General features: G+C 31.9%; 18 protein-coding genes. 17 read left to right on the forward strand and 1 reads right to left on the reverse strand.

Features of this window, described 5'->3' with window-relative positions; all coding sequences use genetic code 11:
* The first annotated feature begins 39 nt into the window (after nt 1-39).
* Nucleotides 40-5,049, forward strand: coding sequence for a T9SS type A sorting domain-containing protein (locus tag H0I23_RS12745; RefSeq protein WP_216783677.1), 5,010 nt, complete (start codon nt 40-42; stop codon nt 5,047-5,049).
* 353 nt (nt 5,050-5,402) lie between these two features.
* On the opposite strand, the gene H0I23_RS12750 is transcribed toward H0I23_RS12745, so the two are convergent.
* Entirely contained in the window at nt 5,403-5,699 is a 297-nt protein-coding gene (locus H0I23_RS12750; protein WP_216783678.1) for a hypothetical protein, read from the reverse strand.
* Nucleotides 5,700-5,978: 279 nt separating this feature from the next.
* Here H0I23_RS12750 and H0I23_RS12755 point away from each other — a divergent pair, with 279 nt between their 5' ends.
* The 16 genes from H0I23_RS12755 to H0I23_RS12830 all read left to right on the forward strand — a co-directional run bounded on the left by H0I23_RS12755 (nt 5,979) and on the right by H0I23_RS12830 (nt 25,808).
* Nucleotides 5,979-6,452: a UpxY family transcription antiterminator gene (locus tag H0I23_RS12755; RefSeq protein ID WP_216783679.1), complete on the forward strand. Its 474-nt coding sequence runs from the start codon at nt 5,979-5,981 to the stop codon at nt 6,450-6,452.
* Between the two features lie 558 nt (nt 6,453-7,010).
* Entirely contained in the window at nt 7,011-8,123 is a 1,113-nt protein-coding gene (gene gmd / locus H0I23_RS12760) for a GDP-mannose 4,6-dehydratase (protein WP_216783680.1), read from the forward strand.
* Nucleotides 8,124-8,222: 99 nt separating this feature from the next.
* Nucleotides 8,223-9,305 (forward strand): GDP-L-fucose synthase, encoded by a 1,083-nt coding sequence (locus H0I23_RS12765; protein ID WP_216783681.1) that lies wholly within the window; start codon nt 8,223-8,225, stop codon nt 9,303-9,305.
* 160 nt (nt 9,306-9,465) lie between these two features.
* Nucleotides 9,466-10,815 carry an undecaprenyl-phosphate glucose phosphotransferase gene (locus H0I23_RS12770; RefSeq protein ID WP_216783682.1) on the forward strand — a complete coding sequence of 450 codons (1,350 nt, stop codon included), beginning with the start codon at nt 9,466-9,468 and terminating at the stop codon, nt 10,813-10,815.
* Between the two features lie 148 nt (nt 10,816-10,963).
* Nucleotides 10,964-13,264 carry a tyrosine-protein kinase domain-containing protein gene (locus tag H0I23_RS12775; RefSeq protein WP_216783683.1) on the forward strand — a complete coding sequence of 767 codons (2,301 nt, stop codon included), beginning with the start codon at nt 10,964-10,966 and terminating at the stop codon, nt 13,262-13,264.
* 45 nt (nt 13,265-13,309) lie between these two features.
* Nucleotides 13,310-14,677: a lipopolysaccharide biosynthesis protein gene (locus H0I23_RS12780; RefSeq protein WP_216783684.1), complete on the forward strand. Its 1,368-nt coding sequence runs from the start codon at nt 13,310-13,312 to the stop codon at nt 14,675-14,677.
* On the forward strand, nt 14,674-15,831 hold the full coding sequence (locus H0I23_RS12785; RefSeq protein WP_216783685.1) for a glycosyltransferase family 4 protein: 1,158 nt from the start codon (nt 14,674-14,676) through the stop codon (nt 15,829-15,831). Before H0I23_RS12780 ends, H0I23_RS12785 begins: the two co-directional genes overlap by 4 nt.
* Nucleotides 15,832-15,839: 8 nt before the next feature.
* Complete coding sequence (locus H0I23_RS12790) at nt 15,840-16,655, forward strand: hypothetical protein (RefSeq protein WP_216783686.1); 816 nt, start codon at nt 15,840-15,842, stop codon at nt 16,653-16,655.
* 12 nt (nt 16,656-16,667) lie between these two features.
* Nucleotides 16,668-17,705: a glycosyltransferase gene (locus H0I23_RS12795; RefSeq protein WP_216783687.1), complete on the forward strand. Its 1,038-nt coding sequence runs from the start codon at nt 16,668-16,670 to the stop codon at nt 17,703-17,705.
* A 193-nt stretch (nt 17,706-17,898) separates the two neighbouring features.
* On the forward strand, nt 17,899-19,242 hold the full coding sequence (locus H0I23_RS12800) for a hypothetical protein (protein ID WP_216783688.1): 1,344 nt from the start codon (nt 17,899-17,901) through the stop codon (nt 19,240-19,242).
* 11 nt (nt 19,243-19,253) lie between these two features.
* The gene (locus H0I23_RS12805) at nt 19,254-20,189 is read left to right on the forward strand and encodes an acyltransferase family protein (protein WP_216783689.1); all 936 of its coding nucleotides are present in this window, start codon (nt 19,254-19,256) and stop codon (nt 20,187-20,189) included.
* A gap of 75 nt (nt 20,190-20,264) precedes the next feature.
* Complete coding sequence (locus H0I23_RS12810) at nt 20,265-21,407, forward strand: acyltransferase (protein WP_216783690.1); 1,143 nt, start codon at nt 20,265-20,267, stop codon at nt 21,405-21,407.
* Between the two features lie 26 nt (nt 21,408-21,433).
* The gene (locus H0I23_RS12815; RefSeq protein ID WP_216783691.1) at nt 21,434-22,585 is read left to right on the forward strand and encodes a glycosyltransferase family 1 protein; all 1,152 of its coding nucleotides are present in this window, start codon (nt 21,434-21,436) and stop codon (nt 22,583-22,585) included.
* Between the two features lie 26 nt (nt 22,586-22,611).
* On the forward strand, nt 22,612-23,058 hold the full coding sequence (locus H0I23_RS12820; protein ID WP_216783692.1) for a VanZ family protein: 447 nt from the start codon (nt 22,612-22,614) through the stop codon (nt 23,056-23,058).
* Complete coding sequence (locus H0I23_RS12825) at nt 23,046-24,296, forward strand: WcaI family glycosyltransferase (protein ID WP_216783693.1); 1,251 nt, start codon at nt 23,046-23,048, stop codon at nt 24,294-24,296. The genes H0I23_RS12820 and H0I23_RS12825 overlap by 13 nt, the downstream gene beginning before the upstream one ends.
* Before the next feature lie 183 nt (nt 24,297-24,479).
* Nucleotides 24,480-25,808 (forward strand): phenylacetate--CoA ligase family protein, encoded by a 1,329-nt coding sequence (locus H0I23_RS12830; RefSeq protein ID WP_216783694.1) that lies wholly within the window; start codon nt 24,480-24,482, stop codon nt 25,806-25,808.
* Nucleotides 25,809-25,818: the final 10 nt, after the last annotated feature.

Here is a 25,818-nt window from a genome sequence, read left to right on the forward strand (position 1 = left end):
TGATTGAATGCAAAAACATTTTAATTAAAATATTAAAGCATGAGAAAAAAATTATATTTATTAATTATTGTCTTATTTGTTTGCTTTAAAATGGAAGCACAAGACCAATACTATTTTCAGTTTAATTTAAATATTGAATATGCGCCCTCTTGTTCTAACCAAACTCAAGATGGAGAAACTATCGATGTATCAATTTTAGATGAAAACAATAGAGTTATTACAAATTACGGCATTGACCTTGTCAACTTACCATTATCATACAATAATGGTAATGAAGTATACACTTTTGTTTCAGAAATAACAACATTGAACGAAAGACCATATAGAATTACTGCTGATTATACGGCTTATTGTGAAGGTGCTGGTGGCTCTGCTAATGCTTTTAATTCTGATTTGGTATTCAATCACGGAAGTTTTCATGATTATGATATTCAAAGCACAAATACTGGTTTAGGTATATATACTTCGATTGATGCCACAATAAGTCCTGTGTTATCTACACCACATACAAGTCCAATTTGTCCGAATGAATTAATATTTAATGATACTGAAGCTTCAGAGTTTGTGTATGGTTTAACATGGCTTTTTCTAAATTCAAATAATCAATGGGAAGAACTAAATAACTATAGCGATTACTATCCTTTAAAATTCACCATAGAGAATGTCTTTGGGCCAGATTATTTATCAAACCCAAATTCAAATACATTGCAATTAATGTATAGGTATAAATACAATTCTTCTTCAAAAGAAATTGAATCTAACCCTATAATTGTTGATGTAATAGGTTGCTCTCCTACATTAATAAACACTACAAAAAGTGATGAAACCTGTTTTGATAAAAAAGATGGCTCAGTTACGCTTACATTTGAAAGCGATATTGATAGCGATAGCGATATGCGTTATTACATTTATCAAAAACCTGCAGGAGCCACAAATGTGGAAGATGCTTTTTCTGGTGATCCAGAAGCTCAAAACCCTCCTCAAGCATATGCTGAAGTAAGGCTTGGCAGTTTAAACGACAATAATAATGGCACTTATTCAGGAACTTCCAATCTTGGCGACATTATTTCTGGTGATGGAAATTTAGAAGCTGGAGACTATTATATTCTTTATCAAGAAGTAAAATATAATAATGGTATTGCTACTGTTAAAAGTGGTGAACTTACCCCTAACTTCATCAATATAACAAGTCCCTCTCAAGTAATTACTAATAGCTCATTTACTCCTTCAACTTGTGGCAATGATGCGTTAATAGAGATGTCTCCTACTGGTGGTAATAATACAAATGGCTATTTTTATCAATACAGCACTGACAACGGGACTTCATGGATACCAACAACAAATCAATTATATGTTACTCCTAGTGCCAATCCACAAGTAATTAATGTTAGAGCTTTATCCACTGTAAATAGTTGTAAAGGCACCGAGGTACAATACACCATTGCCGCAAGCACACCGCAATTATCAATCGTAGGCACTCCTACTTTTGTTCCTCCAACAACAGACAGTAATACTGATGGTTCTATTCGTATTGAAATACAGAATGGTTCTCCTAATTACATTTATGAACTAAATAGATTAAACACCAATACTAATAGCTTTGAAAATATTGAAACCGTTACTAGCTCTTTAAAGTTAATCGACTTTTCTAATATTACTATTGGAACTTACAACATTGTCGTAACTGATGATTTAGGGTGTATAAAAACATCAAATACTATTATAGTTACTAAAGAACCTATACCTAATATAGTTGGTGATACTCCACAGCAAATCACTTGTTTTAATAGTGCTAATGGTCAAGTAAGTGCTACTGTTTCTGATTTTGGAACAAACTATAAGTATCAGTGGTTTTTGGACACTACTGCTCTTGATGCTCCACAAAATTCATCCTCTAACACACAATCTTTATCGAACTTAAATGTGGGGGGAACCTATGTATTGAGAGTTGGGTCTAGCAGACTTTCAGATGCTGATTTTGGAATAGTAGAAAATTATAATGAAGTTACATTTTCTCTTGATAACCCTACGCAAGTAGCCATCAATACGACACCAACCCCTACAAACGCTAGCTGTAATAGTGGCGCTGATGGTAGTATAGCTCTTGACCTTTCTGGAGGAACGAGCTATCAATACTCTTTTAATGCAACAGATTGGACAGACTTTAACGGAACTAACATTACAGGTTTATCCTTTGGGTCTTACAGCCTAACCATCAGAAATCAAAACGGATGTGAATCACAAACTGTTACGGTTCTAATTGATCAACCTGATGCTTTAATCGTTACTGAAGACGCTTCATTAAGACAAGATGTTACTGCGAATGCCGGCAGTAATGGTGCTATTTTTATCAACGAGCCTATCGGAGGGACCGCTCCATATGAGTATACTTGGTCGGGTACCCTAATTAGTGATGGTTCTTCTTATTCTAATACTACTAAAAATATTGAAAATCTTTTTGCAGGTACTTATACGCTTACCGTTACCGATGATCAAGGTTGTTCTATAACACTACCTAGTATCGAAATTACAGAACCAGGACCTTTAGCGGTTGACAATCCTCCTGCTATAGTAACTCCTATCTTATGTTTTGGAGAAACTACAGGTAGAATTGATGCGCAATATGAAGGTACTCCTGAATTTACATTTGTTTGGTACAATCAAAACGGTGATGCTCTTAAAACTGGTACTGATGATTTTATTGATAATCTATCTGCGGGTGACTATTACTATACCATCGATGATGCTACAGATGCAGCTATGCTAACAAGTGCTATCATTACTATTGACCCTGCTCCAGAGGTTATAAATGCAACTATTACTGCCAATGGAACTTGTCTTGGTTTTCAAACGGGTGCTATTACTTTCTCTAATGTTACTGGCGGTACGCTTATAACAGGAGAAAATTACACCTATACCATCACCAATAACGACACCGGAGATGCTTTTACCAACACTGCTCCTGCTCCTTTTACTTTTGACACCTTACAAGCAGCTACATACACTGCAGTTGTAGAAGATAGTAATAATTGTCAGCTTATAAACAATAGTGTATCTGTGGTTACTTTCCCTGTAATAACCTGGGATGAACCAAATACTATTACATTTAATATAAGTGAAAGTGGAAAAACCGATGGCGTAATATCTCCTGTCTTTACTGGCGGAGCTCCTCCATTTTCATATTCTTGGTCTGGACCTAATGGGTTTACAGAAACTACAAAAGACATTACTAATTTAGAAGAAGGTATATATACGGTAACTGTTACCGATACTAATTTCTGTACCACTTCACAATCTTTTAATATTACAGAACCTGGAGAGTTAGTTGTAACAATAGAACAAGTCGGTGCTTCTGCCTGTAATGGCGATAATTCTGGGGCTTTAGAAGCAAAAGCCGAAGGTGGTATACTTAACTACACTTATCAGTGGTTTCAATCTGTTAATGGAAACGATATTGTTTTAGATAATGAAGATTCTTTTCTAATTACGGATCTACAACCTGGCGCCTATTTTGCACGTGTTACTGATGCTAATGGCATAGTTAAAAACTCTAACACCATTCAAATTATTGAACCAGATATTTTAGAGGCTACCTTAGTTACTAAAACAGATGTGCTTTGTAATGGTGAACAAACTGGCGCTATTGAAATTACTGTTGCCGGCGGCACTGAGCCTTACGAACTATACTGGAATCAAGAACTTAGCACACAAAACTTAAATAACTTGCCTGCTGGGCAGTATTCATTTTTAGTTGTAGATGCTAATGATTGTTCTGATACATTGGAAGTAACTATTCAAGGACCTGCAAATCCTTTAGCTATTGAAAACCTTATTGTTACTAATGCTTCAGAGTATCAAGCTACCGATGGAAATATTTCTTTAGAAATTATAGGCGGTGCGCCTGACTATACCATTACATGGACTAGGTTGTCTGATAATACGGTTATTAGTGACCAAACTACGATTACCAACTTAACCGCTGATGAGTATCAAATTAACATCACAGATACTAATGGATGTTCTCTAACGGAGGTTTATACCATTACTCAACCTGATATTGTAGAAGAAACTATAATTGCGCCTTCTTGTACTGGAGGTGATGATGGTAGTATTAGCCTTCTTGTAAATAAAGGAAATGGGAACTTTACCTATTCTTGGAATACTGGAAGTACTTCTAATAGTATTACCAATCTTACAGCGGGAGAATATACCGTTACAATAACTGGTTTTGATACGCCTTTAACTAGAACCTATATAATAGAAGACCCATTACCAATAAATATTGATTTAGGAGGAGATAGGGTGCTTTGTAAAGAGCAAAGCCTAGAACTTGATGCTACCGTAGAAAATCCGAATGCTTCTTACGCTTGGACTTCTGACAATGGATTTACAAGTACTACCCCTAATGTGGTTTTGTTCGAAAAAGGAAATTATACGCTTACCATCCAAAATGAAAATGGATGTACCACCACAGCTGCTATTTTTGTAGATGTAACTAGCGAAGAAATTAGTGCAGAATTTGCAGCTTCTTCTCAGGTGTATGTGAATGAAAATTTGATTCTAGTAGATATTAGCTACCCATTACCGGATAGTATGGAATGGATTATTCCTGAAAATGCAACAGTAATTAACAGTTCTACCGATGAGGCTGAAATACGTTTTGATACCCCTGGAGAATATGAAGTAGGTATCATTACACAAAGGGGACCTTGTACTGATATACAAACTAAAAAAGTAATCGTAGTCGCTAACGACCCTACAGTTACTCAACAAGATACCGAAAATGGAAAAAAATTAGTAGAAGACTTTTTAATTTACCCGAACCCAACAACAGGGAAATTTAATGCAAAAGTTACCCTAACTGAAAAAGGAAATATCAGTATTAAAATATTTAGCCTTAACAACAACTCCCTTATTGCAAGTGAAAACCAAAGAGGGGAAGCGCTATATGATATCCCTTTTGATATTAGTAATATGCCTGCTGGAGTTTATGCAGTGCTACTAGAAACTCCTTACGGAAATACACTGAGAAAAGTAATTGTGAAATAATAATTGAGAAATATAAGCAAAATTAAAAAGGCAAACCTTTACGGGTTTGCCTTTTTAATTTTCTCACTAACTATTGTAGTTCAAATAAACACTTATTAAAATATTTTTTTAAAATAAAATGTATCAAGAAGTAAAAATTACAACTAATTTTAATTACCTCTGAAATTCTCGAATCAACTACTTATCACTTTATCAAAGTGAACCATCAAGACCTTTTATTAATGCCTTAATACCGTTTGTCTTTGCTAATAGATAAATTACTTTTATTTAGTATTAGTAGTACATGAGTATACTTATCTTTTCTTCACATTTATCTATAAAAAAATAAAAATTCAAGAACCTAACAAGCATGATTACTCCAAACTAATTACTATTTTATTTTTCTTTTTTGTGTGTTGAATTTTTTTCATTTTAGCCATCATCAGTCTCGAATATTCCAATTGATTTGCTTCTATTTGCTGTAAATCTAATGAGAGAGGTTTTGCTGTTTTTCTAACTTTGGTCTTCGTATTTTTCTTTAAAGATGATCTAAAAAAATTAATACCAAACTCAGCCAGCAATTGATCTAAGCTATTTGTTCTCCATTTTTTTGTAATTAATTCTTGCTTAGAAGTGCTTTTACACTCCCTCTTAAATAAAGTAGAAATCATAAGTAGGTAATTTGGGTTCTATAAAGTTAACGTAATAAATTGGACAATCGTACAAAAAATAAATAAAATTTAAGAAATTTCCTACAAATTGTAATTGTAGTCATATTGAATCAAAATAATGACCGCTAAAACTAGCCTATATTAAAGAAAATAACAATTTTTCAAATCAAAAAAAAATTCGATTGGAGTAGTTTATTTGTTAATTCTTTAAATTCAACGCTATTATTTTGAGAATCTAGCGGTTATCTATATATTTCAAACTTGATAAGAGAAAAAACTATGAATTGGTATGTAGTATATGTACAATCTAAAAAAGAAAAAAAAGTAGCAGAAATTTTGCAACAAATGCAAATTGAAGCATACTGCCCTCTTATTAAAGAAGTTAGACAATGGAGTGATCGAAAAAAAACAATTGAAAGCCCTTTGTTCAAATCTTATGTTTTTGTTAGACTTACCGACAAAGAACGCTCTAATGTTTTTTCTGTACCAGGGGTCGTTCGGTATTTATTTTGGCTAGGCCAGCCCGCAATTGTTAGAGATGAAGAAATAACTATTATTAAAAAATGGTTAGAAGATGACTCTATTGAAGAAATAACACTAAACAAACTTCTACCTGGTGACGAAATACTTATAAAAAATGGTCTTTTAAAAGATAAAAAAGCAATCATACAAGAAATAGGAAAAAAAAGACTGCGACTAGCCATACCAGGTCTAAGTATAATTATAAATGCAAAAATAAAAGATGTCGTGTAATTTCTTCTTTAATAGAATAAACACTCAATGCATATCAAGTTTATATTCTTGAATATTTTACATGAAAATTTATAGCTTTTTTCTTACATATCGCTTATGTGGACACACTTCATCGACAAAATGAACCTTACATCTATGCTATCAAATAAATACCAAATCAAAGTGCATATGCATATCTTAAATTGTTAAGCCACCAAATAGAATAAACTCATCAAGACCCTCTTTTAATTATCAACTTCACAAATCTTAACAAAGTTCTAACATAAACTTTGTACTATCAATATCCCCTGTTTAATTTTACCGCTAAATAATTTTTAGGCTTATGTGGAAAACCACATAACAGCATCAATTTACTCAACTAACTTTGATGATTCTAAAATAAATTTTAACCCGTGACCCGAATATGTGGTTTACGGCGCGGAGCGCTAAAAGAGACTCAATTTTCTAGCAAAAAAACCCTCCTAACTTAAAAAATAATTCCATAAAATTTAATCTTCGAATGTTCACTATACTCTAATTAGTGTCATTCGATCTAATAACCTCTAATACAATCAATATATGAAAGTAGCATTTATCACAGGAGTAACCGGACAAGATGGCGCTTACTTGAGTGAGTTCTTATTAAAAAAAGGATACCAAGTACATGGTTTAAAAAGAAGAGCTTCTTTGTTCAACACTGATAGAATCGATCATTTATACCAAGATCCTCATGTAGAAAATCGTAATTTTATATTACACTACGGAGACATGACCGATAGTACTAACCTAATTCGTTTAATTCAAGAAATTCAACCAGACGAAATATATAATCTTGCAGCAATGAGTCACGTACAAGTGTCTTTTGAGGTGCCAGAATATACAGGTAATGCAGATGGTTTAGGTACATTACGAATTTTAGATGCTGTTCGTTTATTAGGTTTAGAGAAAAAAACACGTATCTACCAAGCTTCTACCTCTGAGTTGTACGGTAAAGTACAAGAAGTTCCTCAATCAGAAACAACACCTTTCTACCCACGTAGCCCATATGCAGTTGCAAAAATGTATGCTTATTGGATTACCGTAAACTATAGAGAAGCTTACGGCATGTATGCTTGTAATGGTATTTTATTTAACCATGAATCACCAATTAGAGGTGAAACTTTCGTTACTAGAAAAATTACACGTGCCGCTTCAAGAATTTCTCTTGGGTTACAAGATAAAATCTACTTAGGAAATTTAGATGCAAAAAGAGACTGGGGTCACGCGAAAGATTATGTTCGTATGATGTGGATGATTCTACAAGCTGATGAAGCTGAGGATTGGGTTATTGCTACCGGAAAAACTACTCCTGTTAGAGAGTTTGTACGTATGGCATTTGCAGAAGTTGGTATTGAATTAGAATTCAAAGGCGAAGGTGTTGAAGAAAAAGGATATGTAAAAGCTTGTTCTAACCCAGAGTTCCAAATTGAAATAGGTAAAGAAATTTTAGCCGTAGATCCTAAATATTTTAGACCAACGGAAGTAGATTTATTAATTGGTGATGCTACAAAAGCAAATACAAAATTAGGTTGGATTCCTGAATATGACTTGCAAGATTTGGTGAAAGATATGATGAAGCATGATGTGAAGTTGATGCAGAAAGATCAGCATTTAAAGGAAGGTGGTTACGACACTTTTAATTACTTCGAGTAAATCTAATTTCAATTCAAAATATAGCACCAATATTCTTTACTAAAGTTTAGGTATTGGTGCCTATTCACAAAGATTCAATCCTATTTTTAACGAGTACACATGGAAAAAAACGCGAAAATATACATAGCTGGTCATAGAGGTTTAGTGGGTAGTGCCATTTTAAAAAATTTAGATACTAGAGGGTATACTAATTTTATCACTCGTACCCATAAAGAATTAGATCTTACGGATAGCAATGCCGTAGCAGCTTTTTTTGCCAAAGAAAAACCAGAATATGTGTTTTTAGCAGCAGCTAAAGTAGGTGGTATTGTTGCCAATAATACATACAGAGCTGATTTCATCCATGCAAACTTAATGATTCAAAATAATGTGATTCACCAAAGCTATGTTCATGGTGTAAAAAAAATGATGTTTTTAGGAAGCACATGTATCTACCCAAAAAACTGTCCTCAACCCATGAAAGAGGATTATCTTTTAACAGACACATTAGAGTATACTAATGAACCATATGCAATTGCTAAAATTGCTGGTATTAAAATGTGCGAGAGTTACAACTTGCAATACGGTACTAATTTTATTTCAGTTATGCCCACCAACCTCTACGGGCCTAATGATAATTTTGATTTAGAAAAATCACACGTATTACCTGCTTTAATTCGTAAAATGCATTTGGGTAAGGCTTTAGAAAATCGAGATTGGGATACCCTCAGAAAAGATTTAAACAAACTCCCTATTGAAGGCTTTAATGGCGTATCAATGGATGAAGACATCTATTCTATTTTAGACAAATATGGTATTCAAAAAAAGGGAGATACGATACACTTAGAAATTTGGGGTTCAGGGAAACCGATGCGTGAATTTTTATGGAGTGAAGATATGGCTGATGCTTCCGTATTTTTAATGGAAGAACGTGATTTTACAGACTGTTATAGCTCTAAAACTAGTGAAATTAGAAATACACATATTAATATAGGTACAGGGGTCGATATTTCAATTGAAGAGCTAGCTAAACTAATTAAAAAAACAGTTGGCTTTAAGGGTAAACTATACTTTAATTCAAGTAAACCTGATGGCACAATGAAAAAATTAACCGATCCGTCTAAACTACACGGCTTAGGTTGGAAACACAAAATAGAATTGAAAGAAGGCGTTCGTAAAATGTACGAATGGTACAAAGCCTAATCGGGCTTTTACAACACACCAATATTTAAAAGAGAACATAATTAATGTATTAAAAAACAGAACCTATCCTATTTCCTGTTTTTTAAAATTTGATTACAACAATTCAAATAAAGCTATTTGAATTGCTATTATTAAGCTTCTATTTTCAGAAAAGATAAAAATGAAAAAGTCATATTTCGTTATCCCATTATCGTTCATATTTCATATAATTACTATTAATGTAATTCTGTATTTATTAATTCCAGAAACCTACAGAATAGGGTATAGCATTTTATACTATAACATTACGTGGCTTATAGTCACTTATGCTATAGATTTTTACCCTACGGCACGCAGAGAAAGTTTTACGACCAATGTTCGTAATTTCTTTATGCTCTTTCTCATCTATGGCTTAGTTTTCTTTACCTCTTTCACCTTTTTAGGAGAACACAGATATAGGCCGACCTATCTTGTATCGGTATATTGCCTTATTTGCCTAATGCTTACTTTGTTTCGCTTATTATTTTATTGGGCTAGAAATTTATACCGAACAAAAGGACTTAGTAAACAAGTAAGAGTAGTCGTTATCGGTCGTGATAAAAATTTAAAAAAGCTACGCCGCATTTTTGACACTAAAAATTATGGATACCAATACATGGGGTATTTTGATAATTCTGATTCTAGTAGCCCAACCTATTTAGGATCCATCGAAAAATCATACGCATACATTTTCGAGAACAATGTAGAAGAAGTGTATTGTATGGCATCAAGACTATCAAAAGGTGAAATTCAAGAATTAATGCGAATTGCTGATAATAGCCTGAAAAAAATTAAAATTGTTCCTGATAATAAAGAATTATTTTCGAGAGCAATGTCTATTGAATTATATGGCGAAGTTCCGATCTTAAACTTAAGAGCTTCTCCTTTAGAGTTAGAGTATGCCAACGTCGTTAAACGTCTTTTCGATATTGTATTTTCAAGTTTGGTGATCCTTTTTGTTCTTTCTTGGTTAATACCTCTAGTTTGGATTTGTATGAAAATTGATTCAAAAGGACCTTTATTCTTTAAACAAAGTCGCCATGGTGTTAACCGAAAAAGCTTTGGCTGTTACAAGTTCAGATCCATGACGGAAAGTAAAACCAGTGATACTCAAATGGCTACAAAAAACGATATGCGTATTACTAAACTTGGTCGAATTTTAAGAAAAACAAGTATTGATGAGTTACCACAATTCTTCAATGTGCTAAAAGGTGAAATGAGTGTTGTTGGACCTAGACCACATATGAGGTTGCATACAGAGCAATACGAAAAATCGGTAGACAAATACTTAGTTCGTCATTTTCTAAAACCGGGCATTACTGGCCTTGCACAAATAAAAGGATACCGAGGTGAAATATTAGAGCAATCTGATATCGTAAACCGTGTTCGTTATGATATTTTTTATATGGAAAAATGGTCTATTCAGTTAGATTTTTCTATTATTTATTACACCGTAGTCAATGCCATTCGTGGTGAAGAAAGAGCCTATTAATAGTTTACAAATCAATTAAGGCTTTTGAGTATTCGAAAAATAACTAAATTCGAGCCCTGATACTTACTTACAGTACCCTTTCAAACAAATACGCATACAACAAAAAGTTACAAACTAGCATTTAAATAACATTCTCACTTTTAAGATAATGAAAGAAGTAAATCAAGAATTAAATTCATTCGAGCAAAATGACATTCGCTCAATCATTGGCAAATATTTAAAATTCTGGCCCCTATTCGCAATAAGTTTACTAATTGGTTTAACTATAATATTTCTTTATATGAGGTATTATGCTGAAAAAGAATATGAAGTACGCGGCACTATTTTATTGAAAAATGTAGAGGCAGGTCAAGGTTTTGGTGGCTTAAGCGATTTCACAAATATGGGCTTGGTAAAAAACACCCATAGTTTAGAAGATGAAATAGGCATTCTAACTTCTATCGGTATTATGGAAGAAGTGATTTCTAAAAACAATTTCAATATCACCTTTTATATCGATGGCAGTATTCGTGATGTTGAAGTGTACGGAGAAAATGTGCCTATTAATATTACTGTAGATGAGACTGCTGAAAACATTATTTATAATTTACCAGTTACTATCAAATTTATTAATGACACAACTTACGAACTTACCGCGCTTATTCAAGAAAAGGAAGTAAAATCGACACACACCTTTGGCGAAGTTGTTACAGCGCCTTATGGTACCTTTACAATTGCCACAAAAGGACAAGCTCCTGTTTTTAAAAACTCAAAAAACATGTACTTTAAAATAGGAAATAAAGATGATGTTGTTTCTAGCTTTAGAGGCAAGTTAAGTGTAATGCCTGCTAATAAAACAGGTAGCTCTCTAAACTTAAGCTTTATTGCTAATGATAAAGTTAAGGGAGAAGAAATTCTTTCAAAAATTGTTGAAACCTATATCGAAAAAACTATTAAATACGAAAATGAATTAGCAGAGAATACGATTAAAATGATTGATGATCGTTTAAAGCTTTTATCTGGTGAAATAGAAGATGTTGAAAAAACTGTGGTAGATTTTAAAACGCAGAATACAGTAACAGATATTGCTAGCAATGCAAATACTTATGTTCAACAATCTAACGATTATAAAAACAGAGTAGCTGAGTATCAAACTCAAATTAACATGTTAGAAGGGGTTGAGTTTTCTCTTGAAAATGGTAATAGCCAATCAGCCATTGGTGGTACTAGTGTTAATGATCCTACCGTAAACAGTTTAATAGTTCAATACAATCAAGCTTTAGCTGAAAAACAAAGATTATCACAATCAGCTTCAAGCTCTAACCCATTGGTTGAAAATTTAGATAAAAATCTTAATGTTCTTCGTCAATCAATAGTCCAAAATATTCGTAACGTAAAAAGTGGATACTCTATCGCACGTGGTAACTTAATGGCAAATGCAAACAGGTATGACTATCAAATTGCAAAAGTTCCTGGCATGGAAAAGAAACTATTAGATATTAGTCGTGATAAAAGCACAAAAGAAGGTTTATACCTTTATTTATTACAAAAAAGAGAAGAAGAGGTATTGTCACTAGCAGCTCCAGTTTCTTCAACACGAATTGTAAGCTACCCTAAAGCTGGAAAATTTCCTATCAGCCCTAATAAAAAATTACTTTACTTCTCTGGCTTACTTTTAGGACTACTTATTCCGGTTTCATTACTGTATGTAAAAGATGTGCTGAATAATAAAATTACGAGTGTAGAAGAATTGACACAAAATTTATCAGCACCTTTTTTAGGTGAAATTGCTAAAAGTAAAAACAATACAATTGTTGTTACTGAAGATAGAAGCTCATCTCCTGAGTCTGAATTGTTCCGATTATTGCTTTTCAATTTAGATTATTTAAAGAAAACTGAAAAAAACCAAACCATATTGGTTACCTCAACTGAAAAAGGAGAAGGTAAAACCTTTATTGCTTCTAATTTAGCATTAACCTATGCTTCTAATGGTGAAAAAGTAGTGGTTTTAACTTTCGATTTACGTGAACCTAAATTAATGGAAAATTTCAATCTTCCTAACTCACCTGGTATAACCGATTTTATTGTAAAAAAAGGACTTCCTGTTGATCAAATCATTCAAAAACACCCAAGTATTGACGATTTTTATTTAGTAGGTTCAGGTAGTACTATGAATCAAGTAGGACGTTTAATGGTGAGTAATAGAATAGGCATATTAATGGACACCTTAAAACAAGAATATGACCGTATTATTATTGATACAGCCCCTATTGGTCTTATCTCTGATGCTTTTGCTCTAAATAATTATATTGATAGCAGCATTTATGTAGTTCGGAAGGATAAAACTAAAAAACAAGCTGTAAAAACTATCAATGCAATTTATGAAAACGACCGTCTAAAAAATACAATGGTAGTATTTAATGATACAAAAGCAGCTGCTTCTTACGGGTATGGCTCTATAAAAGGCTAATTAATTATTAATCAATATAAATACTTAAACGGTTTTTAAAGCACTATGTCCTTAAAAAAAAGATTAGTCAATAATGGCTTAGCATCTATACTTCAAAAAGGTGTTCGGGTTCTAGAACAGTTGTTCCTAGTACCCTTTTTCATCTCTGCTTGGGGTGCTGCCTATTATGGGGAGTGGTTAACATTAACCATTATCCCTAGTGTCATTGCTTTTTCAGATTTAGGTTTTGGTACAGCTGCAGCCAATAGTTTTGTATTAAGCTATGCCTCAGGGGATAAACAAAAAGCTGCTGATATAAGCAAAACAGGTATGCACATCATCAGTCTTATGGTACTTGCAGCCATGGGTATAAGCGTATTAGCTATTTTTATCTTAAACTATTTTCATGTATTCGAAAAATCATTAATTGATAGTCAAGATGCCATTACAGCGGTATCAATTTTAATATTAGCTCGCCTTTTAAACTTTTACAATCAATTAATTGAATCATATTACAGAGCTGCCCAAAAGGCTGCATTAAGCATCAATTTATTAACCGTAAAAGCAGCATCTAACCTTATTGGTGGTTTATTAGTTTTACTTCTCGGTTATGGTGTTATAGAATTTGCCCTTTCTCAGTTAATCGTTATTATTCTTTTTAATATTTTTTACTGGTTAAAAGGTAAACAAGTTTTAAACTTATTTAGTGAATATAAAGGAAATAAAGATAAAATCATATTAAAGAATATTACGAAAAAAGGTTTAGGTTATTTATTATTTCCTGCATGGCAAGCTATTTATTTTCAAGGCACAACGTTCGTTGTTCGTATCATTCTAGGGCCTGAAGCTGTTGCTGTTTTCAATACAGTTAGAACTTTAAGCAGATCTGTGAATCAATTGCTAAATATTGTAAGTTCAAGTGTTTTTCCAGAATTACAGTATGAAATTGGACAAGGAAACACAGAAAAAGCTCAAAAAATCTATCGCTTTTCTATCGTTTCATCCTTTATAATTGCTTTTCTTGGTGTTATTTTCCTTGCTTTTTTTGGCCTATGGTTTTACGAAATATGGACTAAAAATGAATTAATTGTACCTCCATTAATGTGGTATATATTTGTGATAAGCATTTTATTCAATGCCTTTTGGTGGTCATCAGAACCAGTTTTTAGAGCTAAAAACGAACCATATAAATTTGCTCTTACAGGTGTTTTTTCGGCCATAATATCAGTAGTCTTAACATATGTTTTATCAAAGTTTTTAGGTTTAACAGGTGTCGCCCTTGGTGCTTTATCGTTGGATGTCTTAATGGCTTTAATCATATTACCATTAAGTGCTAAAATGTTACAAATGAGTGTAACTGACATTTTTTCTAATGCATATAATGATATACATAAATTATATCAGAATATTAAAACAAAATTTAAAACCTCATGAAAGTTACCCAAATAACACCCGCTAGATTCCACCATTTCCACTTGGCTCGTCAAATGGAAAAACAGGGCCTTTTAGAAAAAATATATACTGGTTATCCTAGGTTCAAATTAAAAGATGAGCAAGGTATTCCTACAAATAAAATCTCAACATTTCCTTGGTTACAAGCGCCATTTATGAAGAGAAGTTTACTTGGTTTAGATAAGTTAGAGAAACTGAACAAAGAATGGATATGGCAACGTGTTGAATTGCTAGATAAATTCGTTGCAAAAAAAATAGACAAGTCTGGTGTTTTGATTGCATTGTCTTCAAATGGTTTACATTCCGGAAAAAAAATGCAGTCTTTAGGAGGAAAATATATTTGTGATAGAGGTTCCTCTCATGTTGTTTTTCAAAACGATTTATTAACAGAAGAATATGAGCGTTGGGGTTTAAAATGGAAAGGTACTGATCCACGCATAATCGAAAAAGAACAGCTAGAGTACGAACAAGCTGATTATATAACAATAGCTTCTGAATTTGTCAAAAATTCATTCATTGAAAAGGGAGTTCCTGAAAAAAAGCTCATTAAAATACCTTATGGTGCTCGCTTAGATCGTTTCAAAAAAACAGGAGAACCTAGTAAAGATAAATTTTCAGTACTTTGGGTAGGCCAAGTTAGTCTCCGAAAAGGTTTCATGTATGCATTAGAAGCTTTTAGATTATTGAAGCATCCAAATAAAGAATTTATCGTTATTGGACATGTTAGTCAAGAGATTAAAACTTTAATAGAAAAAGCAAACCTTAACAATATTACTTTTAAAGGCAATGTTCCAAACGCTGACTTGTTAAATTACTATAGTTACTCTAGTGTTTTCATATTTCCCTCCATAGAAGATGGTTTTGGTATGGTAATGGCCGAGGCTTTAGCCTGTGGATGTCCCGTAATTGCTTCTAAAAACACAGGAGCATTTGATCTCATAGAGAACGAAAAAGAAGGCTTTATTGTGCCTATAAGAAACCCTAAATCAATACTAGATTGTTTTCAAAAACTCGTAGACACCCCTAATTTACGTGAAATAATGAGTGAAAATGCATTGATAAAAGTTAGAACAATAGGTGGTTGGGATACTTACGGGAATAATTTCAAAAATTTTATTGATTCAATAATTCCTTAAAAAAATATATGAGTTCAATTATTAATTTATTTGATAGAATCTTATTTAAATGGCAGTTTTCAAAGTTAAATATTATTAAAACAGTAATTTTTAATTTTAGAACGATGCCATTTAAGACAGCTTTAAAGCTACCTGTATTATTATATGGTAAGGTAGACCTATACACTCTAAAAGGCAAAGTTGAATTCCAAGACTGCACCATCCGAAAAGGAATGGTGAAAATGGGAATGAATAAAGAATTTTTATCAACTGAAAAAGGAGCCTCTTTATTTGTACTCAGAGAAGAATCTAAATTAATATTTAAGGGGCCTTCTGAATTCAGTAGTAATTTTTTAGTACGAACAGGAAAAGGCGCTAAGTTGACTATCGGACAAGATACTTTCTTTGGCTCTACCGTTAAATTAGTATGTATCTACCAAATAACTATTGGAGAAGGTTCGAGAATTGCTTTCGAATCGCAAGTAATTGATTCCGATTTTCATTACATCTATAACTTAGATAAACAAGAGGTAAAACCAAGAGAAAAAGCTATTACTATTGCTCCTTACAATTGGATTGGCAATAGAACGACGATTTCAAAAGGAGCAACAACAAATCCATATACAATAGTAACTAGCTCATCTGTTCTTAATAAAAATTACACTAGGTTAGAAGATGAATATGTGGTGCTTGGTGGACAACCTGCTAAACAAATTACAAAAAACATTAGAAGAATCTACCCACTTGATATTGAAGAAAAGTTAGTAGAACATTTTGAAAAAGAGGATCAAACTATGCCTTTAGAGCTTAAAAAAAACATAGAAAAATCATTTCTTCAAGAATAATACTAGTATATAATGAAAATTTTATCAGTAGGTTGGTTTCAAAAAGTAAGTAACACTTCGTTACATAGACACTGGGCATTAGAACAAAATGCTAATGAGATTACAAAAATTGATCTCGGAAAAAGTAAAACGTCCTTTAAATATAAACTGGCCTATCATTTATTTCAAAAAGGATTACCTATTCCCTTACCTGATGAATCTGATGCAAATCAGCAAATTATTAAATCCGTAACAAAACTAAAATATGATATACTTTGGATAGATAAAGGGGTAACTATAAATAAAAAAACCCTATTATTTGTAAAACAAAATTCACCAAAGACGATAATTGTAAGTTATTCTCCAGATAATATGGCTTTACGACATAATCAAAGTCAAAACTATTTAAATAGTTTGTCCTTATACGATTATATATTCACCAATAAATCTTATATACTAGAGGATATGAAAAATTTAGGAGCTAAAAATATAAAGTTCATACATAACATGTATGAAGCTTCTTTTCATTACCCAAGAGAATTATCTAATACAGATATAGAACAATTAGGTGGTGATGTTGGTTTTATAGGAGCTTGGGAAAAAGAGCGCTTTGAGAGCATATTATATTTAGCAAAAAATGGAATAAATGTAAAAGTTTTAGGAGATGGAAAGTGGAACGATTTCAAAACCATTTCTCCTAATTTAACAATACAACCTGGTGTCTTTTCTGAAGAATATTCAAAAGCATTAAGTGCTTTTAAAATTTCTTTATGTTTTTTACGTAAAATGAATTTTGACCAACAAACAACACGCACAATGGAAATACCGGCTTGTGGTGGTTTTATGATGGCAGAACGTACACAGGAGCATCAAGAGCTGTTTGAAGAGGGTAAAGAAGCTGCTTATTTTTCCTCAAATGAAGAATTACTTAAACTTTGCAAGTATTATTTAGCCAATAAAAATGAACGTACGAGTATAGCCAAGGCAGGCTTAGAAAGATGTATATCATCAGGTTACTCAAATGAAAGAACAATAAAAAAAATGCTTGATATCGTTTCTATAAATGAATAGAGAACCAATTCATATTTTAAGACAAGCCAAAAAAGGTTTAAGCATATTAGTTATATTAGCCATAATTTGCGAATTTATTTTCTTTCCTACTCTCGCAAATTTTTATGGATGCTTAATGACCCTAATAAGTTATTCTATATTTTCTTATTTCTTAAAGGAAAAATACATAAGATATAACCCCTTTGCCTTCTGCATGTACCTGTCAATGTTCATGTATCGTTTCTTACCACTTATTGCTACTTTGGCTGAAGGAAAACCCATCACTTATGGTTTTGAACGACCTTATGATACCTTTATGTATGAGATTATTTTGTTTTCAATTTCATCATTAGCTTTTTATCTAGCCTGTAAAAAGACTACTAAAAATAATTTAATCACAAATAGTTTATATCAAATAAAGTTTTTTGAAATATCCCCAGCAATCATTTGGAGTTTAGGTTTAATTGGACTAGCAATTCGTTTATATAATTTTGGTGCAGGAGATGTAGAATATGGAGACGTTGGAGGAAAGTTTTTATCTGGCTTAAATTATTTAATGTATGCACCATTAATATTAATATTTCCTAAGTTAATTAATATAAAATATAGCAACAAAAAATATATATGGTTTTATACTACTCTTATATTTTTTATAAATATTGCATCAAACAGTAGGCAAAGTATAATAACGCCAATCGGCATCATAATACTTTTAGCCATACTATATATTGTATCAAATAATTACAAACTAACAGAATTCCTTTCACCGTTAAAAATATTTTTCCTGGTTGTATTTTCGATTTCTTTGATTAGTTTTTTATCAATGATTTCAACTGCAATGCTATTTACTCGAGGGATTAGAGCAGATGTTAGTCGGCTAGAACTTTTCCAAGAGACAATTGAGGTAATGCAGAATCCTGAGTTGATGGATAGACTAGCAGAAGCTGCTGAAGACAAAAGAGGTTCTTTGATTTCATACCAAGAAGGTTGGACTGAAGACTACGTCGATAACTTTATGCTAGCACGTTATGCAAATATGAGAATAACCGACCAGACTTTATATTATGCTGAGCAAAAAGGATATGGAAACAGACAAATGCAAATACTTTTATGGGAAAGCCTTGTAGCCACATTACCAACACCAATATTACGTTATTTAAATATTAAACTTGATAAGGGTAAAATGCAGTTTTCCCGAGGAGATTTCCTCTATGGTTCAGGTTTTGGCGGATATCGTGTAACCAGTCATGTTGGTGATGGGTTAGCCACGTTTAGTTATTGGTATTTTCTTATACAGTTTGTTGTTTTTTTTATAGTTTTCAAACTTTTAAACACGTTTGTCATAATAAGAAAAAATCAAATTATATATGCTCCATATGCTTTAATGAACATATTTATATTTTTAGGTATGTTTAGAAACGCAATCGGAATTACAGCAGATATCACTTTTATAATAAGGGGTTTCTTACAAGGTATAGTGACTTATTTAATACTTTTCTATTTTGTTAAAATTATATTGAAAGTTCTGATTCCTAAAGATTCAACATATAGCCATTAGGAAATAAAAAAATGAAAAAAAGATTTGGTGGTCTAGATATTTTAAAGCACATCCTTGCAATATTTGTGATAACACAACATATGCACTCTCAAAGTAGATTTTCTATTGAAGTTAATTTATATTTAACCGAAATAATAAATTATATAAATGGAGCAGTTATAACTTTCTTTATGCTTTCAGGTTTTTTCTTTAGCACAAAAGACTCAACTAAAGTAAGTATTAAAAGAATATTTAATAGAACTATTATACCATACACACTTTTTTCTATTATATATGGCGCTTTTTTAATCCTTTATCAAAATGATTCAATTATCAAACACTTATTAAGTTTTTTTACTCTCAAAGGAAGTGCTATGCAATTATACTTCCTTTCTTTCTTATTTTTAATATATACATTTTATATCCTTTACTTTAAAGCTATAAAACATTTAAAATTCAATAACAAATACGCAGAACTAATACTTTTATTATTACTAACATGCTTATCTTATTTTTTACCGACCGTAAGCCCTACAGGGAGTGATTATAAATTAATATTCCTGTATACCCTTTCTTTTGGTATTGCAATCCATTTATCTAATCTGCGAAAGCAAAATAAAAATAAGTTTAAAAAAACATCTATTGTTCTTATATTAATATATTTATTTTTGGGCTTAATAGATTTCAGGTTTTTTCATATTTCTAGTTCAATTTTCTTATTATCGATATTTTTACAATTATCTGAAAAAATAAAATATTTTAACAAACAATTTCCTGGAAGTGGTGGTGTTTTTTTACTTCATACACCAATTGTAAATTTCGTTATATCTATAATATTATTAAAACTTGGTTTTACAGAAAAATCAAATCTTTTTTCAGCAATTGTTTTAACTTATTTTTCAACATTAACTTTTACAATATTATTTATAAAAATTTGGCCTAAGCATAAATCTATTTTATTAGAATAATGTTATTTGTCACTATTTTTTTCGAAAAAAATTGTCAACACAAAAATATTAATGGCTCCAACCTATGTTTAAAAAATGGAAGTAGATAATAGAAATTATACGTTAGATTTCATTAGAGGATTAAGCGCATTAATAGTAATGGCTGGTCATTTAAGAATTGCAATATTCAAAGACTATTCTGAATTAATAAATTTAGAAAGTAGTTCTATATTAAATAAGGGGTTTTACTTTATTACTGGTTTGGGCCATCAAGCAGTAATGGTATTCTTTGTTTTAAGTGGTTATTTTGTTGGTGGATCAGTCCTTAAATCCTCCAAGAAATTTAGTGCTAAAAATTATTTAATAGCTCGAATTTCTAGATTATGGACTCCATTATTTCCTGTGCTAATTCTTACTTTTATTATCGACTATTTTATTGGAATTGTTTCTCCTGAGTTACTACAGGGTGATTATTACTCTATAATTAATTCAGGACCTAGAGGCGACTATTCTATCGGATTACAAACATTTATTAGTAATATTTTTTTCTTGCAAACAATTTATAGCCCAGTTTATGGCTCGAACGGCGCTCTTTGGAGTCTTGCTTATGAATTTTGGTACTACATTTTATTTCCTTTATGCGTAATAATTTTAAATTTTATTCCAAAGAGTAGGTCTTACAAAGTAGTTTCAACTATTCTCCTTCTACTAATTATTAATTTTATTGCTTCTAGCATATTTGAAGGGTTTTTAATTTGGCTGATGGGTGTCGCTGTTTATATATTCTCAGAAAATAAAATATTAAAAATGAAAAAATGGTTTATATGGCCGTCCCTAGTCTTCTTTATTTTTGAATTGATCGATAGTAAATTTATTTTTTTGGGGCATGATATTCAACGTTATAGTGATATTTTAGTTGGGCTAAGTTTTAGTATTTTTTTAATCATGTTGTTTGAAACAAAAATTTCTTCATTTCCCAATTCCAAGATGAACAAGATTTCGTACTTTATTTCTGAGATATCCTACACACTCTATATTGTACATTTTCCCATAGTTTTATTAATTTACGCCCTATTTTACTCTCAAAATCAACTAAGTTTAAATATAAATAGTTCAATACAGTTTTCAATTTGGATGATTTTAATAATTTTAATTAGTACGCTATTATGGTATATTTTTGAAAAGAACACATGGTTTGTCCGGAAAAAAATGAAAAAATTTTTCAATCGTGTTAATTAAAGGAAAATAAAAAAAATCATATTCTCATGAATGTAAAATTTCTGATTCATCAGAAAAATTCTTTAGGCTATAGCATGGCCCGTTACATTAAATTCATAAGTAACGGTATGCTTATAAGAGGTCACAATATTGAGGTTTGGGGACCAAAATTATATTTATCGGGAGGTAAAATACCAAACCCAATAAAAAAATGGTTGCGTTATATAGATCAATATATACTATTCCCGATTTGGTTTAAATGGCAAAGCAAAAAATATGATAAAGACAACCTTTATGTCCTAATAGATCAGGCTTTAGGCATCTGGACTCCATTAATCAAAAAAAAAAAACACATAATTCATTGTCATGATTTTATTGCTCTAAAATCTTCTCAAGGACTACTCAAAGAAAACACCACGAGCTGGACAGGAAAAATATATCAAAATTTAATTTTAAGTGGCTTTTCAAAAGCAGAAAATTTTATTTCAATTTCAAAAAACACGCAAAAAGAATTGACCCAATTCTTAACTAAAAAACCAGCAATCAATGCACAAATATATAACGCTATTGATGCTCAATTTAAACCTGAACCAATCGATGGTGCTAGATTATATATAAGTAAGTACATAAAATCTGATATTTCAAAAGGTTATATTTTACATGTAGGCGGTAATACTTTTTATAAAAACAGAAATGGAGTGCTTCAAATTTATTCCGCTTGGCGAAAACAAAGCACTCAAAAACTACCTTTAATTATGGTTGGCTCAGCACCAACAGCTAGTATGGTAACATTAAAAGAAAATTCGCCTTATGGTAACGATATTTATTTTTTAACACGCGTAACAGATACGACACTGATAAATGCCTACCAAGGAGCCAGCGTATTTCTTTTTCCTTCTTTACTAGAGGGCTTTGGGTTTCCTATTGCAGAAGCCATGGCATGTGGCTGTCCTGTAATTACAACCAATGAAGCACCAATGAATGAAGTAGGCGGCGAAGCTGCTTTCTACATTCCTAAATACACTTCTACAACTTCTGAAGAATGGGAAATAGAGGCTTCAAAAGTAGTAGAAAAGATAGTTTCCTTTAATTCTGAAACTAGAAATACTGCAATTAAATTAGGCTTAGAACAAAGTAAAAAATTTCAAGAAGATCTCATCCTTGATCAAATAGAAGAAATTTATCAGAAAATAAAATAGTAGTTTGTTTTTAATACCCCTCATTAATGTCAAAATATTCATCATCCAAAAAACTTAAATTCATCGGAATGCTTCTTTTTGCTTTCGGAATATTTTTGGTATTTCTTTTTAGTTGGAAAAGCAATCCTAACATTGGGGAATATACCTTCTTGCCCGAATGGCTTATTGATTGGGCTGACCAATATCGAAATAACAAAAAAAGAACAGCCGTACCCTTTGTTTTTTTAGGTTTCTTATCTGGAATATATTTACTCTATATTCAAAAGAAAAGTTTGCGATTTTGGTTTTTAACACTTTTAATTTTAACCATTACCGTTATTATTGCTGAACTAGGACAGTATTTTATTCCTTCTAGAGAACCCGATTTAAAAGATGTGCTTTGGGGTGTTATAGGCACTGCATTAGGTTTATTACCGCTTTTCGTATTTCACATATTAATGATCATAAAAAAAAGTAGCTTTTGGAAAAAGTAGCAAAAAAAAATATTTTATTCATCGGGTATAATTTTTCACCAGAGTTAACAGGTATTGGCAAATACTCGGGTGAAATGATGCATTGGCTTGCTGCACAAGGCCACCATTGTACAGTGCTTACAGCCTACCCTTATTATCCATACTGGAAAGTACAAGAGCCCTATCGAAAAAATCGTTTTTGGTATAAAAAAGAGGTTGAAAACCTTCCTTCTGGCGGAAAACTAACCGTAGTTCGATGCCCTATGTATGTACCGACAAATCCAAGTGGTGCTAAGCGAATGCTTTTAGACACCTCTTTTTCTACAGCTGCTTTTGCCGTGGTATTTACAAAACTATTTCAAAAAAAATACGATTGGGTTATTTCTATAGCGCCTTCATTTCAATTTGGCCTTTTAGGGGTCTTTTATAAAAAATTAAAAGGAGCAAAACACTTACACCATATTCAAGACCTTCAGATTGAAGCTGCTCAAGATTTAGGCTTGATAAAATCACCAACACTTTTAAAGATGTTGTACGGTACTGAACGCTTTATATTTAAACATACTGACATTGTGAGTAGCATTTCTGACGGAATGATGGAACGTATTGAAAAGAAAGCAAATAAACCTTTATTGTTTTTTCCTAATTGGACAGACACTACAAGTTTTTATCCTTTAGAAAACACAAATGAATTAAAAAAACAATTTAGACTCAAAGCCGATGATTGGGTTGTACTTTATTCTGGTGCGATAGGAGAAAAACAAGGTTTAGAAGCAATTTTACATGCAGCGGCAGCATTAAAAACAAAACAAAATATTCAATTTGTAATTTGTGGAACCGGACCTTATAAAGAAAAATTAATAGCAATGACTAAAGAAATGAACTTAACAAATATTCATTTCTTACCCTTACAACCAATGGATGCTTTTAACGCTTTTTTAAATATGGCTGATTTACACTTAGTGATACAAAAAGAAAAAGCAAGCGACTTGGTAATGCCTTCAAAATTAACTACTATTCTGGCTGTTGGTGGTTTGGCTTTAGTAACCGCAAACTCTAATGCCAGTCTGCATAAGTTAATTGCCAAGTATGGAATGGGCATATTGGTTGATGCAGAAAACCAGGAAGCTTTAAATCGTGGAATTTTACAAGCATTTGAAGATACAAACACATCAAAAATGACTGATGCAGCAAGAGCTTATGCACAACAATTTTTAGCGATCGAAAACATTATGACTTCTTTTGAAAACCAACTCTGATTTTCAAGAGATTAAACCTTGCACTTAGTCGATAAAATACACAGCCTATCTATAATTATAAAAATACCTTAGTTTCACAATGTATCTTTATAATTAAGGGGTTTGTGAATAAAAGTTCTAACCAAACTACATGTTTTAAAATCATATTCTATTTTAAAACAGCTAAAAAAAAACGAATAATACATGGGGAATAGCTTAATTGAAGCAGTTTTTTCGTTTAAAACAAAAATTTTAAATCCAAAACTAAACCGCTTACATCAAAAAACGAAACAAAACTTAAACCAAACAGATTTAGAAACCTTAAATTTCGAAAAACGTCAAGCACTTTATAATCATGCCATAAAAAACTCACCGTTTTATCAAAAAAAATATGCTGCGTTATCCATCTCAAAAAATGGCCTCATAAACAACGAAGATTTTTTACAGCTGCCCCCACTGTCAAGATCTGAACTTCGTGAGAATTTTGAACAGATTAAGTCTAAAAACATTTCATTATCTCAATGTAGAAAAGCAAGTACTTCAGGCAGTACAGGTTCACCTATAACCGTTTTACACGACAAAAGGCAACCCGAAACTCCTATTCGCTGGCGTATTTTAGATTGGTGGAATATTAAACCTTGGGAAAATCAAGCCTTTATCTATCGCTATAAAAGAACATTTTTTAAACGAATGGGTAATGCTCTTATGTGGTGGCCTACGAAACGTATATTTTTAGCAGCTGCCAACCCAAGCAAACAGCATTTAACTAAATTTGTAACTGATTTTAATCGCATTAAACCTACCTTATTACAAGGTTATGTTGATGTTGTTTTTGAATTTGCGTTATATCTGTTAGATAATAACATCAAAATTCATTCTCCAAAAATGGTTTGGGTTACTTCTGCCCCATTGTTTGAAGAACAACGTGAAATAATGCAAAAAGCCTTTGGTGCTCCTGTATGTGATCAATATGGGAATACCGAAATTATGCTAATTGCAGCAGAATGTCCTAAGCAAAAAGGATTACACATTATGCAAGATACGGTTCATATCGAATTTGTTGATGAAAACAATCAACCTGTACCGCCAAATACTACTGGAAGAATACTGTTGACCGATTTGACGAACTATGCCTTTCCACTAATTCGTTATGATATTGGGGATGAAGGAAAATACATGAATCAAATATGTGATTGTGGCAAAAAACTGCCACTAATGGAAAATGTTCGTGGCAGACAAGCACATAACATTAAAACACCTTCAGGTTTAGCTATTAAAGGAGAGCACTTGATGGCTATGTTTAATGGTTACATAAAACCCTTTAAAGAAATTCAATTGCGCCAAGAAGCAGATTACTCAGTTTCTATTGATTACGTTTTAAGATCATCTACTCAAAATAATCATAACGTTAAAAAAATGGCTGAATTATTAGAGCAACGTTCCCGATCAGAAATTAAGGTTACGACTAAAAAAGTACAAAAAACACAGCAAGTTGGGCGAAAAAAGCCTCTGATCGTAAGCCTCATTAAATAATTTAGAATCT

The organism is Cellulophaga sp. HaHaR_3_176, from assembly GCF_019021925.1.
Taxonomy (GTDB): domain Bacteria; phylum Bacteroidota; class Bacteroidia; order Flavobacteriales; family Flavobacteriaceae; genus Cellulophaga.